Annotated in this window: 14 protein-coding genes; 5 read left to right on the top strand and 9 right to left on the bottom strand. The window is 32.7% G+C overall.

What is annotated here, in order from left to right; genetic code table 11:
• Positions 1–209: 209 nt before the first annotated feature.
• The 4 genes from ACQ654_RS16940 to tyrS form a co-directional block, all read right to left on the bottom strand.
• Positions 210–953 carry a LytR/AlgR family response regulator transcription factor gene (locus ACQ654_RS16940; RefSeq protein ID WP_430411536.1) on the bottom strand — a complete coding sequence of 248 codons (744 nt, stop codon included), beginning with the start codon at positions 951–953 and terminating at the stop codon, positions 210–212.
• Positions 950–1,633 carry a sensor histidine kinase gene (locus ACQ654_RS16935; RefSeq protein ID WP_430411535.1) on the bottom strand — a complete coding sequence of 228 codons (684 nt, stop codon included), beginning with the start codon at positions 1,631–1,633 and terminating at the stop codon, positions 950–952. The genes ACQ654_RS16940 and ACQ654_RS16935 overlap by 4 nt, the downstream gene beginning before the upstream one ends.
• Before the next feature lie 438 nt (positions 1,634–2,071).
• The gene (locus tag ACQ654_RS16930; protein WP_430411534.1) at positions 2,072–4,438 is read right to left on the bottom strand and encodes a TonB-dependent receptor domain-containing protein; all 2,367 of its coding nucleotides are present in this window, start codon (positions 4,436–4,438) and stop codon (positions 2,072–2,074) included.
• 164 nt (positions 4,439–4,602) lie between these two features.
• On the bottom strand, positions 4,603–5,904 hold the full coding sequence (tyrS, locus tag ACQ654_RS16925; protein ID WP_430411533.1) for a tyrosine--tRNA ligase: 1,302 nt from the start codon (positions 5,902–5,904) through the stop codon (positions 4,603–4,605).
• 65 nt (positions 5,905–5,969) lie between these two features.
• Here tyrS and ACQ654_RS16920 point away from each other — a divergent pair, with 65 nt between their 5' ends.
• On the top strand, positions 5,970–6,974 hold the full coding sequence (locus ACQ654_RS16920) for an NAD-dependent epimerase/dehydratase family protein (RefSeq protein ID WP_430411532.1): 1,005 nt from the start codon (positions 5,970–5,972) through the stop codon (positions 6,972–6,974).
• A gap of 84 nt (positions 6,975–7,058) precedes the next feature.
• On the opposite strand, the gene ACQ654_RS16915 is transcribed toward ACQ654_RS16920, so the two are convergent.
• Genes ACQ654_RS16915 through ACQ654_RS16905 form a run of 3 tightly spaced genes read right to left on the bottom strand, consistent with a single transcriptional unit; the run spans position 7,059 to position 9,581 of the window.
• A complete protein-coding gene (locus ACQ654_RS16915) occupies positions 7,059–7,520 on the bottom strand; it encodes a DUF4296 domain-containing protein (RefSeq protein WP_430411531.1) in 462 nt (153 codons plus the stop codon).
• Positions 7,520–8,854, bottom strand: a complete 1,335-nt coding sequence (locus ACQ654_RS16910; protein WP_430411530.1) for a dihydroorotase — start codon at positions 8,852–8,854, stop codon at positions 7,520–7,522. The genes ACQ654_RS16915 and ACQ654_RS16910 overlap by 1 nt, the downstream gene beginning before the upstream one ends.
• The gene (locus ACQ654_RS16905; protein WP_430411529.1) at positions 8,847–9,581 is read right to left on the bottom strand and encodes a polyprenol monophosphomannose synthase; all 735 of its coding nucleotides are present in this window, start codon (positions 9,579–9,581) and stop codon (positions 8,847–8,849) included. Before ACQ654_RS16905 ends, ACQ654_RS16910 begins: the two co-directional genes overlap by 8 nt.
• Positions 9,582–9,691: 110 nt before the next feature.
• Here ACQ654_RS16905 and ACQ654_RS16900 point away from each other — a divergent pair, with 110 nt between their 5' ends.
• Both ACQ654_RS16900 and ACQ654_RS16895 read left to right on the top strand, forming a co-directional pair.
• Positions 9,692–10,351 carry a DUF4271 domain-containing protein gene (locus ACQ654_RS16900; RefSeq protein ID WP_430411528.1) on the top strand — a complete coding sequence of 220 codons (660 nt, stop codon included), beginning with the start codon at positions 9,692–9,694 and terminating at the stop codon, positions 10,349–10,351.
• 24 nt (positions 10,352–10,375) lie between these two features.
• Complete coding sequence (locus ACQ654_RS16895; protein WP_430411527.1) at positions 10,376–11,122, top strand: uroporphyrinogen-III synthase; 747 nt, start codon at positions 10,376–10,378, stop codon at positions 11,120–11,122.
• Positions 11,123–11,220: 98 nt separating this feature from the next.
• On the opposite strand, the gene pckA is transcribed toward ACQ654_RS16895, so the two are convergent.
• Together pckA and ACQ654_RS16885 are read right to left on the bottom strand one after the other, a co-directional pair.
• The gene (gene pckA / locus ACQ654_RS16890) at positions 11,221–12,819 is read right to left on the bottom strand and encodes a phosphoenolpyruvate carboxykinase (ATP) (RefSeq protein ID WP_430411526.1); all 1,599 of its coding nucleotides are present in this window, start codon (positions 12,817–12,819) and stop codon (positions 11,221–11,223) included.
• A 68-nt stretch (positions 12,820–12,887) separates the two neighbouring features.
• Complete coding sequence (locus tag ACQ654_RS16885; protein ID WP_430411525.1) at positions 12,888–13,286, bottom strand: DUF423 domain-containing protein; 399 nt, start codon at positions 13,284–13,286, stop codon at positions 12,888–12,890.
• Positions 13,287–13,376: 90 nt separating this feature from the next.
• On the opposite strand from ACQ654_RS16885, the gene ACQ654_RS16880 reads away from it, so the two are divergent.
• Together ACQ654_RS16880 and ACQ654_RS16875 are read left to right on the top strand one after the other, a co-directional pair.
• A complete protein-coding gene (locus ACQ654_RS16880) occupies positions 13,377–14,741 on the top strand; it encodes a saccharopine dehydrogenase family protein (RefSeq protein ID WP_430411524.1) in 1,365 nt (454 codons plus the stop codon).
• A 249-nt stretch (positions 14,742–14,990) separates the two neighbouring features.
• Positions 14,991–15,461: an Lrp/AsnC ligand binding domain-containing protein gene (locus tag ACQ654_RS16875; RefSeq protein WP_430411523.1), complete on the top strand. Its 471-nt coding sequence runs from the start codon at positions 14,991–14,993 to the stop codon at positions 15,459–15,461.
• Positions 15,462–15,828 lie beyond the last annotated feature (367 nt).

Raw genomic sequence — 15,828 nt, 5'->3', positions numbered from 1 at the left:
TTCAAAAACCTTTATATTTTATAATTTATTTAACACAAACATCCTGAAAGGTTTACAGCTAAAAACGACTTAACTATAGAGATTTTCATCTCAAGTTAGTTTAGTTATTTAATGATTTAAGCCCTGAATATTGCTCCTACTACACACTATTCAGGGCTTCGTTTTTTTGAAAGAATCTATACATCAAAGCGTTGGAATTGCTCATTTTTTTACTCAATCCATTTTCTAAATTCACTTGTTGCAGATGCACTTGTAATTAAATGCTGTTTGTAGTTTTTGATCGAAATTGCCAATCTATCTCCAAAATAAGGCTCAATTTTTTCAATAAAATTGATATTTACGATTTCACCACGATTGATTTGAAAAAACTCTTTTGGGTTTAATTCTTGTATTAAATCGGATAATTTATAGCGGAATTCATTTTCTTTCCCGTTCTCATCAATCGCAAAGCATTTTCCTGAATTAGATAAAATTGCTCCCGTATTTTTTGTGCTTAAAATTTTTATCTCTGTTTTAGTTTTTATGATGATGCGCTCTTTATAATTTTTGTTTAATCCGTGAATGGTTTCTGATACTTTCATCCAATCAACCTCGTTGTTTTGTAGGTTTTCAAACTTTTCCATTGCCTTACTAAACTTGTTATAGCTGATGGGTTTTAGTAAATAAGCGATTCCGTTTACATCGAAAGCATCTTGGTAAAAAGTATTGTAGGCAGTTGTAAAAATTATAGGAGATTTTATAATGTTAGTTTTCAATAAAGAAAACACATTTCCGTCTAACAATTCGATGTCAGAAAACACCAAATCTACTTGTTCATTGGTTTGATACCATTTTTCTACTTCTTCTTTGCTTTGTAACGAAGCTACAATTTCGGTTTTATCATTATACCGAAGAATATGATCTGAAATGATTTCAACATTTATAGCTTCGTCTTCTATGATGAGTACTTTCATATTTGTGAAATTAGCGGGATTTCAACAATAAATTCAGTGTCAGTTTCTGTAAAAGTAACGTCTTTGTTAAAACTGATTTGATATTGACGCTTGAGATAATCATTCCCTGTGCCTGTCCCTAAAGTAAAATCTACTTTGTTTAGTTTGTTTTTTATAATGATGCAATCATTTTCCCGCGAAAGCGAAATGAATAAAGGGTTTTGAACACTTGCTTTGTTATGTTTTATCGCATTTTCTACACATAATTGTAATGAACACGGAATTACAAATCCGTCAGTATTTTCTATTTTGCTTTCTAATTGATAGGCATTTCCGAAGCGTTTTTCCATCAAATTCATATAATTTTTCAAAAATGAAAGTTCATCTTTCAACTCGGCTAATTGCTTTTTTCCGTGTTTTAAATAGTAACGATATACATCAGAAAAATCATCAATAAAATCTTCCATTTGCTCCGGTTTCTTTTTAGCCAATCCTGATAGAATACTTAAATTGTTGAATAAAAAATGTGGCTCTAAATTCTTTTGTAACATTTGGGATTGAATAATTGCCTTTTCTTTTTCGGCTTGTTCTAATTCTAATGTGATTTTTTGAGATTGTCTAAAATATAAGAATGCTGAAGTGAGCGCAAAGACATCAACAAATGCAAAAGCAACCGACAGCATATTTAAAAATCTAGCCATAAAATCATATTCTTGACTACTAAATGTTGTCCATAAAATAAAATCGATAATAAGACCTATGCTAATGAATATAAAAAATGATAAAATATAGACCTTTACAAATTTCAGAATTGTATTTGTAGTATCTATTTTTTTGATGAGTTTCCAGGAAACCAGTACAGATAGCAATGCAACTATAGAAAATATTAAAATAGTTACGTGATGGTAATAGCTATAAAAATCAATGTCACCTTTAAGTCGTATGAGATAAAAAATAAAGATTTTAACACTATTGCTTATTAACAATAGTGCAATTACGATTAAAACTTGTTTTAGATTTATTTTTTGATTGAAAACCTTCACTTCTTTATAATTTTTAGATTTACAAAATACATTTTTAGTTTAAAAACAAAGCTGTTTAAAATATTTAATTCTTTAAACAGCCTTCTTGTATATTACTTATTGTTTTGCTCTATTTTGCTCTGCTTCGTTTCCAGAGTTACGTTGCTTTACTTTTATTTTTTTATTGCCAAAGCTATAATTTAAGCTAACTTTCACACTTCTAGTATCAAAATAGTTATAGTATGTTTGGTCTATTCCGTTAGTTTTGGTATTTACACTAGTTGCTTTTCGTCTTAATATGTCGTTAAGAGCAAGTGTGCAATTAAGCTTTTTATCTAGTAGTGAAAACTTTAATCCTAAATCTAAACTCACCATTTCTGATACTGAAAAATACATCAATTTTTGTGGCGAAGCGTAAATAAGTGTAGTTTCTGCTTGTACTGTTTTTGCTTCGTTTAAATGGAATACGTTTCTGTTGTAAAATTGAAAGTTCCATCCGCTTAATAACTCAGCATCTAAATCGAATCCATTTTTGTATCGGGTGTCCATTTTTGATAGGGTTGCTTGTGTTGTTGTATTCCACCAATTTGTTGGGTTGAATAGGAAAGTTTCCGTTAACCCGTAATTATAAGCTGTATAAAAATTGTCAAATGTTACTACAATTCTTTGTTGCGCTCCATCTGCTGCTTCAATAATATTGAAATATCCATTGTCTACATAACTTACAAATGCTTTACTGATGAGTTTTCCTTTGTAAATATGCTTTATTTCTAAATTATCAGAAATTTGTGGTTTTAAAAATGGGTTTCCTTCTTGATACGAAATAGAATTGATATAAAAACGAAACGGATTTAAACGCTCAAAACTAGGACGTTGAATTCTTCTACTATAACTCAAGTTAAACATGTTTACGCTACTTGGAGTATACCCAATAAACACAGATGGAAATAGTTTGTTATACGAATTGATATCTGTTTGATTGTTTGTTTTTGAAACTCCTTTTGTGCGTGTGTTTTCAAAACGAAGCCCAATTTTTGTTTGCCATTTTTCACCTAAAGGTTTAGACATGTCTGCATATATGGCATTGATGTTTTCAGAATACACAAACTCATTACTCTGTGTTGGATCAAAAATTGGAGTCCCAGTAGTGGTATTATAAAACGCTACATCGCTATCTGTTTTTGTAAGTGTTGTTTTTACTCCGTAAGAAAAATTTGCCCACTCGCTTGGGTGTTCCATATCTATTTTTCCACTGTAATTTTTAAGATTTTGATTGGTACTATTTTCTGCTGAAAAGAAGCTTTCATTTGTAATAAATTGTTCACTGCTAAAATTTCTATTAAATGAATTTTTGAAGTTAAAGTAATCCACATCCACAGATAGTTTTCTACCAAGCGTATCTAATTTTTGAATGTAATGCGCATTAATAGAGTGGTTTTTTCTTGTGGTCTCAGCGTTACCTTCATTAACTGTAAACGTTCCATTACCATCATTCATTCGTGTTATTCCATCATCGTTTATACCTTTATCTTCAAATGAACCAGAATATAAAATACCAATAGTAGCGTTATCTGTTAAATTGTAATCTAAACCTAACCTACCTGAAATCAGATTTTCTTTATTTTTCATATCAAGATTTGTTTCGGTGGAAGCAGATGGGTAAATAATATCAAACTCATTAAACTGTGCCGTATGTCCTTTAGTTCGATTTAATGAAGCAATTAAACTTATCTTGTCTTTATTATAGTTAAATGTGTTTCCAAAATTAAATAACGAATATGTTGCTTGTGTATACGAAGCTCTTACTTGATTATTCCAGCTATTTTCTTTTGATTTTTTTAGCACAATATTAATAAGTCCACTATTCCCTTCAGCATCATATTTGGATGGAGGAGTTGTAATCACTTCAATATTTTTAATATCATCGGATGCAATCGTATTCAAATAAGCATTTAATTCACTTCCAGATAATTGTACAATTCTATCATTAACCATTACACGTACAGTTCCTTTCCCTACAATGGCTAAATTGTCTGTATCTACATTAACACTTGGTGTAGCCTTTAGTGCATCAATAGCGGTTCCTCCAGTACCAGCAACAGTATTTTCTACGTTAAAAATTAATCGATCTACTTTTTGTTGAATGAGTTTTTGACGAGCAGTAATCACTACTTCTTGTAGTTGTTGTCCATCTTCCTCTAAAACGATTGTTCCGATAGTAGGTTGCGTCGGATATATTTTTTTAGTGTTGAATCCGACAAAACTAATTTCTAAATACACATTTCCCTTTTTTATATGTATTGAAAACTCCCCATTTTTATCAGAAATAACACCTGTAATTAGTGAATCGTCAGCTTTATCTTTTGCTACAATATTAGCAAATGAGATAGGTAGCTTTTGTTTGTCAATTATTTTTCCTGTAAAATTTTGTCCGAAACTAATTGAACAAACAAAAGCGATTAAAAGTCTTGTAATGGTTTTCATAATTATAGTAATTCAAAATTAATAACACTCCAAAAGTATCTTGAGAGTGCCGTTTTTGAAATAGCTATGAAATGAATCGAGGAAAAAATGAAATGAATTCGGGGAAATAAAAAAGGCGTTCAACAAAATTGTCAAACACCTTCTTATACCATTTATTGATTAAACTATTTAACAATCAACAAGAAATTCTTCTTCTTTCCACGTTGAATCGTTACAAACTTATCATTAATCAAATCGTCTGTCGTAATTTTATAATCTTCTTTAACTTTCGTTTTATTTACAGAAACCGAGTTTTCTTTCAACGCTCTACGCGCGTCTCCATTAGAGTTTAAAAAGTTTGTTTTAGCCGCTAATGCCGCAATCATATCCAAACCTTCTTCAATGTCTGCACGTTCAATTTCCGCTTGCGGAACACCTTCAAAAACATCTAATAAGGTTTGTTCGTCTAACTGTTTAAAATCTTCCGTAGTTGATTTCCCAAATAAAATATTGGTTGCTTTTTGTGCATTTTCTAAATCTTCTTTACTATGAACCAATGTTGTAACTTCTTCCGCCAATCGCTTCTGCAACAAACGCATATGTGGCGCTTCTGTATGTACCGCAATTAAGTTATCAATTGTTTCTTTATCTAAAAATGTAAAGATTTTAATATATTTTATCGCATCTTCATCCGAAGCATTTAACCAAAATTGGTAAAAACGGTATACCGAAGTTTTATCGGCATCTAGCCACACATTTCCGCCAGCCGTTTTTCCAAACTTCGTTCCATCAGCTTTGGTAATTAACGGACAGGTCATTGCGTATGCTTTTGCAGCTTCTTCCGTATTCATTCTACGAACCAATTCTGTTCCTGTGGTAATATTTCCCCATTGATCCGATCCGCCCATTTGCAACAAACAATTGTGTTCTTTGTGTAAATGGTAAAAATCGTATCCTTGAATCAATTGGTATGTAAATTCAGTAAACGACATTCCTGCTCCTTCACTTGTGACACGTTTCTTTACAGAATCTTTTGCCATCATATAGTTTACCGTAATTCGTTTTCCAACATCACGTGCAAAATCGATAAAAGAAAAATTCTTCATCCAATCGTAATTGTTTACTAAAATTGGCGCATTTTTTTCATTCGAATTAAAATCTAAAAAACGAGACAATACACCTTTGATTCCAGCAACATTATGATTTAGAATATCTTCTGTCAACAGGTTACGCTCGTCTGACTTTCCAGATGGATCGCCAATCATTCCTGTTGCACCACCAACTAACGCAATTGGCTTGTGTCCAGACTTATACAAATGCATTAATAAAATAATAGGTACCATGCTACCAATGTGTAAAGAATCTGATGTTGGATCAAATCCTATATACGCAGTCGTCATTTCCTTATTCAATTGTTCTTCAGTTCCTGGCATGATATCGTGTATCATTCCTCTCCAACGTAATTCTTCTACTAAATTGCTATTCATCTGTATAATCTTTTAAAGCTTCGCAAAGATATAAAAGTGAAAAGAAAAAAGTTTATTTTAGTAGCATGATATTAGTTACTGGTGGAACTGGATTGGTTGGCGCGCATTTATTAGCGTATTTAGTAAGAAATGAACAGCGTGTAAAGGCAATTTATAGAACGCTTGACAAGCTGGAAGCAGTTAAAAATGTTTTCTCATACTATTTTGACAATCCAACTCCTTTTTTTGATAAGATAACATGGTTAAAAGCTGATGTAACGGATATTCCTTCGCTGGAACTTGCTTTTGAGAATGTAACACATGTATATCATGTAGCCGCTTTGATTTCGTTTGATCCGAAAGATTTTGACACATTACGCAAGATTAATATTGAAGGAACTGCCAATATTGTAAATTTATGTATCGCACATGGTGTAAAAAAACTCTGTTTTGTGAGTTCGGTTGCCGCTGTGGGCGAAAATGAAGATCCAACAATTCCGATTACGGAAGAAACGCACTGGAATCCTGAAATTGATAATAGTGTGTATGCAATTTCAAAATACGGTTCGGAAATGGAAGTTTGGCGCGGTTCGCAAGAAGGTTTGGATGTTGTAATTGTAAATCCTGCTATTATTTTAGGTGCTGGATTTTGGCGTTTGGGAAGTGGTTCTTTGTTTCGAAAAATTGACAAAGGATTGAAGTATTACACTAACGGAGTTTTGAGTTATGTTGATGTGCAAGATGTTGTTTACATCATGATTCAGTTGATGGAAAGTGATATAAAAAGTGAACGTTTTGTGTTGGTTGCTGAAAATTGGACGCTAGAAAAATTTACAAAAACAACAGCAAAAGCGTTACATGTACAACCGCCAACAAAAGAAGCTAGTCCATTTTTATTAGCAATTGCTTGGCGAATGGATTGGTTGCGACAGTTTTTTACAGGAAAACACAGAAGATTGACTAAACAAACGGCTAAATCAATTCAATCACAATCATTTTTTGATAGTAGCAAGATTCAAAATGCATTAAATTTCAAATTCAAGCCCTTAGAAGAAACCATTGAACGTGTGAGTAAACACTACAGAAACTAACCATTTATTGTTTATGTCACAGCCTATTAGAAACTAGATTGTTTCACTGTTAAATTCAAACATATAAATAGATTGATTAATTTACTATCCGACTTTTTCTTTTAAATCATACTTAGCCTTTGGAATTGTATCGTTTAGCTTTTTGAGGCGTGCTTGTTCTTCTTTTTTTGCTTTTTGAAGTGAATCTCTTCGCACTTGTTCTTTTTTCATTGTCGCTTCTACTTCTGCTCTTTCTTCTTTTAGGCGCGCATCTACAAGTGCATAAATTTTATCATATCTTAATGGATCTGCGGCGTAATAGTTGTTACTTCTCGCAAACTGTGCACTATCAATATTGTATTTTTTATAGAGATACGTGTCATATTGTATAAAACTGGCTTCTACGCCTTTTTTGTCAACACCTTTCATTGCATTAATAAGTGTAATGTCGTACAGAATATTTGCCATTTCTTGGTTTGACAACAAATTGTCAGGTTTTGGGACCGCTTCTTTTCTACAAGAAACCATTCCTAATACTACGAGTAAACACCAAATATATCTTTTCATTATCTGTTGAATTCTAATTGTTTTACATGACGTTTTTCAGAGATTTTCCCATCAACGTATGCTAAGTTTCCATTGACAAATGTATGCGTAACTACAGAATCAAATGTTGTACCTTCAAATGGAGACCAACCGCATTTGTATAGAATGTTGTCTTTGTTAACTTCATATGAATTTTCTAAATCAACCAATACCAAATCTGCATAATAACCTTCTTTTACAAAACCTCTATCTTTTACTTGAAATAGTCGCGCTGGATTGTGACACATTTTCTGCACAATTTTTTCCAACGAAATTTTTCCTGCTTTGTGTGCTTGTATCATCGCGTTTAACGCATGTTGTACTAACGGTCCTCCAGAAGGTGCTTTTGTGTATACATTGCTTTTTTCTTCAATGGTATGTGGTGCATGATCGGTTGCAATAACATCAATTCTGTCATCTAATAAGGCTTCCCACAATTGTGCTCTATCAGAAGCTTTCTTTACTGCCGGATTCCACTTTATATTGGTTCCTTTTGTAGCATAATCTTCATCAGAAAACCACAAGTGATGAATACATACTTCTGCCGTGATTTTCTTTTCTTCTAATGGAATAGAATTGTCAAACAATGCCGTTTCTTTTCCTGTGGACAGATGAAAAACATGCAAACGTGCTCCTGTTTTCTTTGCTAATGCAATTGCACGAGAAGAAGATATGTAGCACGCTTCTTCACTTCGTATAATTGGATGAAACTCCATTGGAATGTCGTCTCCGTATTTTGCTTTGTATTCCGCTAAGTTCTTTCTTATTGTGCCTTCATCTTCACAATGTACCGAAATAACCATGTCTGTACTTGAGAATATTTTTTCCAAAACGGCTTCATCATCTACCAACATGTTTCCAGTAGATGAACCTAAAAATAGTTTTAATCCAGCAACTTGCGTTGGATCAACTTTTAAGATTTCATCCAAGTTATCATTTGTTCCACCGAACATAAACGAATAGTTTGCAAATGCAGTTTCTTTAGCAATGTCAAGTTTCTCCTGCATTTTCTCAACTGTAGTTGTTTGCGGATTTGTGTTTGGCATTTCAATAAAAGAAGTTATTCCTCCAGCAATTGCCGCTCTTGATTCTGTTTGAATGTTTGCTTTGTGTGTTAATCCTGGTTCTCTAAAATGCACTTGATCGTCTATTATACCTGGGAAAACGTGCTTTCCTGTTGCATCAATTATTTCCGCATCAGCGTCATTAATTTCCGTTCCAATTGTCGTTATTCGGTCACCTTCAATTAAAATATCTGCTGTTTTAATTTCAGATTCACTGACAATTTGTGCGTTTTTTAAGAGTATTTTATGCATTGCGTTTATGTTTTGTAAATAGACTTCTTATCTTCATTTTTATGATTCCAAAAATAGCTTCAGAAAAGATAGAAGTATCCATTTTTGAAACGCCTTTGGTTCTGTCGGTAAAGATAACCGATACTTCTTTGATATTAAACCCTAATTTCCATGCTTTGAATTTTAATTCAATTTGAAACGCATAGCCCACAAAACGAATGTTATCTAACCCAATAGTTTCTAGTACTTTTCTACGGTAACAGATAAATCCGGCGGTTGTGTCATGAATAGGAATTCCTGTAATGAAACGCACGTATTTTGATGCAAAATAGGACATTAATACGCGGTTCATTGGCCAATTGACCACGTTTACACCTTTTACATAGCGTGAACCAATGGCAACATCAGCACCTTCTTGGCAGGCATTGAATAATTGAATTAAATCATCTGGATTGTGTGAAAAATCGGCATCCATTTCAAAAATATATTCGTACGTACGTTCTAACGCCCAACGAAAGCCATGAATGTATGCCGTTCCTAAGCCAGTTTTAGCATTTCGCTTTTCTAGAAATAGTTGTGTTGGGTATTTTTCTTGTAATTTTTCAACACGTTTGTATGTTCCGTCAGGAGAATTATCGTCCACAACCAACACATGAAATGCTTTTTCCTGCGCAAATACTGCTTCAAGAATCGCATCTATATTTTCGATTTCGTTATACGTTGGTATGACAACAATTGCGTCGGACATCTCTACAAATTAAGCAAACAAAAGTAACTAAATTATACGTTTAACGAAGAAATGTCAGGATTTGTGATAATTTTTTATGTATTATTTAACATACTCACTAATTTTACCAAATGTTTGAGAGTATTGAGAGAACGCTTATTTCTAAGGATTGGCTTACGCTATTGTTCTTGGTTTCTTTTTGTTTACTAGTGTTGATTCGCTTTGTATTCGGAAAGCAATTTTCATTGTTTTTAGTTTTTTTGTTTTCGAATAAGTATGAAAATCAAGCTTTAAGCAAACAGGAAGGTCTTATTAATTGGTTTAGCGCGTTATTATTCTTGGTTCAAGTTATTTCTTTTACCATTTTTATTTACGTAACCATTACTTTTTTCTATCCATCATTGGCAACTGCGCCTTTTTTGTTTGTGAAAATCATCACTTTTACGACTTTTTTTATCATCATAAAATATATTGTTGAGAAAATAATTGCTGTTATTTTAGATTTAGAGTCACAGGTTGACACCTATAATTTTTACAAACTTAGCACGCGTAACTTGTTCGGAATCATCTTAATTCCTATTAACTTGCTTTTGGTTTATTATATAAATGGTAATAAGATTATATTTTTCTCAATAATTCTCACATTTTTACTATATAATCTCATTGGATTATTTTTTCTACTAAAAAATTATCAAAAATTGATAATCAGTAAGTTGTTTTATTTTATTTTGTATCTTTGCGCACTTGAAATTGCCCCTTATTTAGTTATGTATAAATTTTTAGTTAAATAACGCAAAATTTAAAAAAACAGGTTTATGAAAGTAAAAACTATTTTAGTTTCTCAACCGGAACCAAAAATTGAGAATTCACCATATTCTAGGCTTATTGACAAGCAAAAGGTGAAAATCGATTTCAGGCCGTTTATACACGTTGAAGGCGTAAGCGCTCGTGATGTAAGACATCAAAAGATTGATTTAGCAAAGTTTACTGCGATCATCTTAACAAGTAGAAATGCAGTAGATCATTTCTTCAGAGTTGCTGAGGAAATGCGTTTTAAAGTTCCTGATACGATGAAGTATTTCTGTCAATCGGAAGCAGTAGCATATTATTTGCAAAAATATGTTGTGTACAGAAAACGTAAAATTTATGTTGGGAAACGCACATTTCAAGAATTATCTCCACTTATTAAGAAGTATAAAGATGAATCGTTTTTGTTGCCATCATCAGATGCTTTGAAACCAACAGTTCCTGAAACACTTGATTCTATTAATATAACTTGGGAACGTGGTGTATTTTACAAAACTGTAGTAAGTGACTTGTCTGATTTACGTAATGTGTATTATGACATTTTAGTGTTTTTCAGTCCATCAGGAATTAAGTCATTATTAGCCAATTTCCCAGACTTTGAGCAAAATGATACACGTATAGCCGTTTTTGGTAATTCTACTATAGAAGCAACCACAGAAGCTGGATTGAGAGTTGATATCAAAGCACCAACACCAGAAACACCATCTATGACAATGGCATTGGCAAAATACATTGACGAAGTGAATAAGAAATAATTACGCTATATAATATATTTACAATAGTAAAAAAGCCTGAATCAAATGATTCAGGCTTTTTTAGTTTAAAAATTTTGAATTGGTTTTAGTATTACCAACTAGCGTATTGGTCCGCCAGCCATGATTTCTTCATTTGCATAATCTTCAAATTGTGCAAAGTTTTTCTTGAATGAGTTTGAAAGTACATTCGCTTTTGCTGTATATGCGGCTTTATCTGCCCATGTATCAACTGGATTTAGTACTTCTTTCGGTACATTAGGACAATCTTTTGGCATTTCCAATCCAAAAACTGGATGTGTATGGAATTCCACATTGTTCAATTTTCCTTGCAACGCGGCGCTAATCATAGCACGTGTATATTTTAGTTTCATACGACTTCCTGTTCCGTATGGTCCACCTGTCCAACCAGTGTTTATTAACCAAACGTTTACGCCAGCTTCTTGCATTTTTTTACTTAGCATTTCTGCATATTTTGTAGGATGCAAAGGCATAAAAGGTGCTCCAAAACACGCTGAGAAACTTGGAACTGGTTCTGTAATTCCTGCTTCGGTTCCAGCTACTTTTGCAGTATATCCAGAAATAAAATGATATGCCGCTTGTCCTGGTGTTAATTTTGAAATTGGAGGTAACACACCAAATGCATCAGCCGTTAAGAAAAATATATTTTTAGGATTTTTTCCTATTGATGGCACCTGAATGTTATCAATATGATAGATTGGATAACTTACACGCGTATTTTGCGTGATTGTTGTGTCGGCAAAGTCTACATTTTTGTTTTCATCTAACACTACATTTTCAAGAATTGCTCCTTTTTTAATTGCTTTATAGATGTCTGGTTCTTTTTCTTCACTTAAATCAATCACTTTTGCATAGCAACCACCTTCAAAGTTGAAGACTGTATTTTCGTTTGTCCAACCGTGCTCGTCATCACCAATTAATTTACGTTCTGGATCTGCTGATAAGGTTGTTTTTCCTGTTCCTGATAATCCAAAGAAGATTGCAGTTTCTCCATCTTTTCCAACATTTGCACTACAATGCATTGGTAAAGTGTTTTTAAATACTGGAAGAATGAAGTTTAATGCAGAAAAAATTCCTTTTTTAATTTCTCCTGTGTAACCAGTTCCACCAATTAATGCAATTTTCTTTTCAAAGTTTAAAATAGCAAAGTTATGCTGACGCGTTCCATCTACTGCTGGATCTGCCATAAATCCTGGTGCGTTTACCACTAACCATTCTTCTTCAAACCTTTCTAATTCATCTTCTGTTGGACGTAAAAACATGTTGTGTGCAAACATATTACTCCAAGGATACTCATTAATTACACGAATGTTTAGTTTGTAATTTTCATCTGCACACGCATAGGCATCACGTACATAAATTTCTTTTTCAGATAAGTATGCAACAACTTTATCATATAACTTATCAAAAGCGGCAGCTTCAAAAGGAATGTTGATGTCTCCCCACCAAACTCTGTCTTCTGTAATACTGTCTTTTACTATAAAACGGTCTTTTGGTGATCTTCCAGTGAACTCTCCTGTATTTACAGTTATAGCTCCTAAAGAAGTTTCAACTCCTTGTCCGTTTTTAATAGTTTCTTCATGAAGTTCATCTGAGGAAAGTTGATAATGTGCTTTCGCATCTTTGATTCCGTATTGGTTTAACGAAATCGTTTTCGTTGAGAAGGTGTTATTCGTCATAACTTTTAACTCTTGTTGTGTTTTTTGTAAAGAGCAAAAGTATAAATATTTTTATAGATAACAGATTTTTAAGCGATTTTATCCGTTTTCAACTTAAAAAAACTAACAATCATTAGTATCCAAGCTACAATTAATAAAGTTCCACCGATTGGCGTGATGATTCCGATAGTTGAAATATCAAAACCTGTTACATCTTTTGTCGCTAACAGATATATGGAACCTGAAAACAATATAATTCCCCAAAGTATAAAGACGTATATCAATTTCTGTGCTTTTGCAGAAATATAAGGTGCAACACCTATAAACAGTAATAACAACGCATGATACATTTGATACCGAACGCCAGTTTCAAAAGAATTTAATTGATCAATAGTTAATACTTTTTTAAGTGCATGCGCACCAAATGCTCCTAATATGACTGCCAAACAACCTAAAATAGCTCCTGTTACTAAAATCTTTTTTCTCATAAAAGTGTATAGATATTTTTATAAATGTAACATTTTGCTACATTCGTGTTATATTTCATTTTTTTACAAAATTACGGAACAAAAGCCACTATGCGAAACATTTTAATTATTGGTGCAGGTAAATCTGCTTCATACCTCATCAAATATTTTTTAGATAAAAGTACTACTGAAAATTTACACATAACAGTTGGAGACATTACGCTAGCAAATGCAAAAAAGCTGGTTGGAAATCATCCAAATGCTACTGCAATACTGTTAGATGTTTTTAATGAAGAAAGTAGAAAAACAGCCATTGAAAAAGCTTCTATTGTAATTTCAATGTTGCCAGCACGTTTTCATATTGAAGTTGCCAAGGACTGTGTTCATTACGGAAAAAACATGGTAACTGCTTCCTATATTAGTAAAGAAATGCAAGCTTTGGACGCATCTGTAAAGGAAAAAGGGCTTGTGTTTATGAACGAAATTGGAGTTGATCCAGGAATTGATCATATGAGCGCTATGGAAGTTATTGATCGTATTCGTGATAATGATGGAAAAATGATTTTGTTTGAATCGTTTACAGGCGGATTGGTTGCTCCAGAAAGTGACACCAATTTGTGGAACTATAAATTCACTTGGAATCCCAGAAATGTTGTACTAGCGGGACAAGGTGGTGCCGCAAAGTTTATTCAGGAAGGAACGTATAAATATATTCCATATCACAGATTATTTCGTAGAACAGAATTTTTAAAAGTAGAAGGCTATGGAAAGTTTGAAGCGTATGCCAATCGTGATTCATTAAAGTATAGAAGTGTTTACGGATTGGACGATATTTTAACGTTATATCGTGGAACTATCCGTAGAGTTGGTTTTTCAAGAGCGTGGCAAATGTTTGTAATTTTAGGAATGACAGACGATAGTTATACGATTGAAAATTCAGCCGAAATGAGCTATCGTGACTTTGTAAATTCTTTTTTACCCTATAGTCCAACCGATTCTGTAGAGTTGAAAATGCGTCATAATTTAAAAATTGACCAAGATGATACACTTTGGGAAAAACTATTGGAATTAGACATTTTTAATCCAACTAAAAAAGTAGGATTAGAGAATGCAACACCTGCACAAATTCTTCAAAAGATATTGATGGACAGTTGGTCGCTTGCGCCAGAAGATAAAGATATGATTGTAATGTATCATAAATTTGGCTATGAAAAAGACGGCTTAAAGCATCAAATTGAATCAAAAATGGTAATTTTAGGAGAAGATCAAACCTATACAGCCATGGCAAAAACCGTTGGATTACCTGTAGCAATTGCCGCTTTGAAAATTTTGAACGGCGAAATTAAAACACCAGGAGTTCAATTACCTATTACAAAAGAAGTATACACACCTATTTTAAAAGAATTGGAAGATTACGGTGTCGTTTTTAAAGAAGAAGAAGTCCCATATTTCGGCTACGATCCTGCAAATATGTAAACTCATATTATTTTGAATGCTAAATTTTAAATTGTAAATGAGCGTTATCATTGTCAAATCGAGTGAATTTACAGCGTAAATTTGTATCGAGATCTACTTTTATGCACAATAGTTATCATTTTTATAAAACTTCAATTTAAAAGGAAATCTTCTTAAAAAAGATCAAATTTGTTGACAAAACACCTTTTTACTTTATGTTTAAGAAAAAATAGCTACTTTTAACTTTCATATTTTAAAATACATATTGTTATGAAAGTGGTTAATGAGCAAATTGAAATTGATGGTATTGATAAACAAATTCTTCGCGCGTTAATGCAAGATGCACGAACGCCTATTTTGAGTATTGCCAGAACTGTTGGAATTTCAGGAGCCGCCATTCATCAACGATTGCGAAAATTGGAAGATGCAAAATTGATTGTGGGTTCAAAATTTGTCATCAATCCGAAAGTTTTGGGCTATAAAACAATGGCATTCATTGGTGTGTATTTAGATAAAGCCATGCGAAATCCTGATGCTGTTAAGGAATTAGAGTTGATTCCAGAAGTGATGGAAAGTCATTATACCACAGGAAATTGGTCGTTATTGATTAAAATTTTGTGTAAAGACAATGAACATCTCATGCACATTTTAAACCATAAAATACAAGCAATTAAAGGTGTTTCACGAACAGAAACGTTTATTTCTTTAAATCAACAAATTGATCGACAGATTAAAGTGTAAGTGAATTTTATAACTGATTTTACTTTTATTTTTCATACTACATATTCGTAAAAAGCTATAAAGTACGTCATCCTAAACTTGATTCAGAGAATGACGCAGTAACTATTTGACAGAAAACGGGCATGCAATTTTCCCTCAAGAAGTACCTTTAAAATTATCTTTTTTCGTTTTTTGAGCATCTAAAATAATTTCTTTAGGATAATCGTATAATTCCAAAATCTTACTCGCATTCCGCGTTTTTAGTTTTCTCGCTTATATTTTATGATCAAATACCAATATAGTTCCACCAATTTTTTCGCTAAAATGGTATAAATTGTATTTGTTCTTTTCTAACATTTTGGCAAGTTCCAAATCGTGCGTAAACACA

The sequence above is a fragment of the Kordia sp. genome (assembly GCF_965283645.1).
Lineage (GTDB): Bacteria > Bacteroidota > Bacteroidia > Flavobacteriales > Flavobacteriaceae > Kordia.
Note: the sequence above shows the minus strand (reverse complement) of the source record. Positions and strands in the feature narration are given on the sequence as shown.

Bases quoted from the DNA above. Each gene is read 5' to 3' on its own strand.
- ACQ654_RS16940 (WP_430411536.1), bottom strand. From the start codon at position 953: ATGAAAGTACTCATCATAGAAGACGAAGCTATAAATGTTGAAATCATT.
- ACQ654_RS16935 (WP_430411535.1), bottom strand. From the start codon at position 1,633: ATGGCTAGATTTTTAAATATGCTGTCGGTTGCTTTTGCATTTGTTGAT.
- ACQ654_RS16930 (WP_430411534.1), bottom strand. From the start codon at position 4,438: ATGAAAACCATTACAAGACTTTTAATCGCTTTTGTTTGTTCAATTAGT.
- tyrS (WP_430411533.1), bottom strand. From the start codon at position 5,904: ATGAATAGCAATTTAGTAGAAGAATTACGTTGGAGAGGAATGATACAC.
- ACQ654_RS16920 (WP_430411532.1), top strand. From the start codon at position 5,970: ATGATATTAGTTACTGGTGGAACTGGATTGGTTGGCGCGCATTTATTA.
- ACQ654_RS16915 (WP_430411531.1), bottom strand. From the start codon at position 7,520: ATGAAAAGATATATTTGGTGTTTACTCGTAGTATTAGGAATGGTTTCT.
- ACQ654_RS16910 (WP_430411530.1), bottom strand. From the start codon at position 8,854: ATGCATAAAATACTCTTAAAAAACGCACAAATTGTCAGTGAATCTGAA.
- ACQ654_RS16905 (WP_430411529.1), bottom strand. From the start codon at position 9,581: ATGTCCGACGCAATTGTTGTCATACCAACGTATAACGAAATCGAAAAT.
- ACQ654_RS16900 (WP_430411528.1), top strand. From the start codon at position 9,692: ATGTTTGAGAGTATTGAGAGAACGCTTATTTCTAAGGATTGGCTTACG.
- ACQ654_RS16895 (WP_430411527.1), top strand. From the start codon at position 10,376: ATGAAAGTAAAAACTATTTTAGTTTCTCAACCGGAACCAAAAATTGAG.
- pckA (WP_430411526.1), bottom strand. From the start codon at position 12,819: ATGACGAATAACACCTTCTCAACGAAAACGATTTCGTTAAACCAATAC.
- ACQ654_RS16885 (WP_430411525.1), bottom strand. From the start codon at position 13,286: ATGAGAAAAAAGATTTTAGTAACAGGAGCTATTTTAGGTTGTTTGGCA.
- ACQ654_RS16880 (WP_430411524.1), top strand. From the start codon at position 13,377: ATGCGAAACATTTTAATTATTGGTGCAGGTAAATCTGCTTCATACCTC.
- ACQ654_RS16875 (WP_430411523.1), top strand. From the start codon at position 14,991: ATGAAAGTGGTTAATGAGCAAATTGAAATTGATGGTATTGATAAACAA.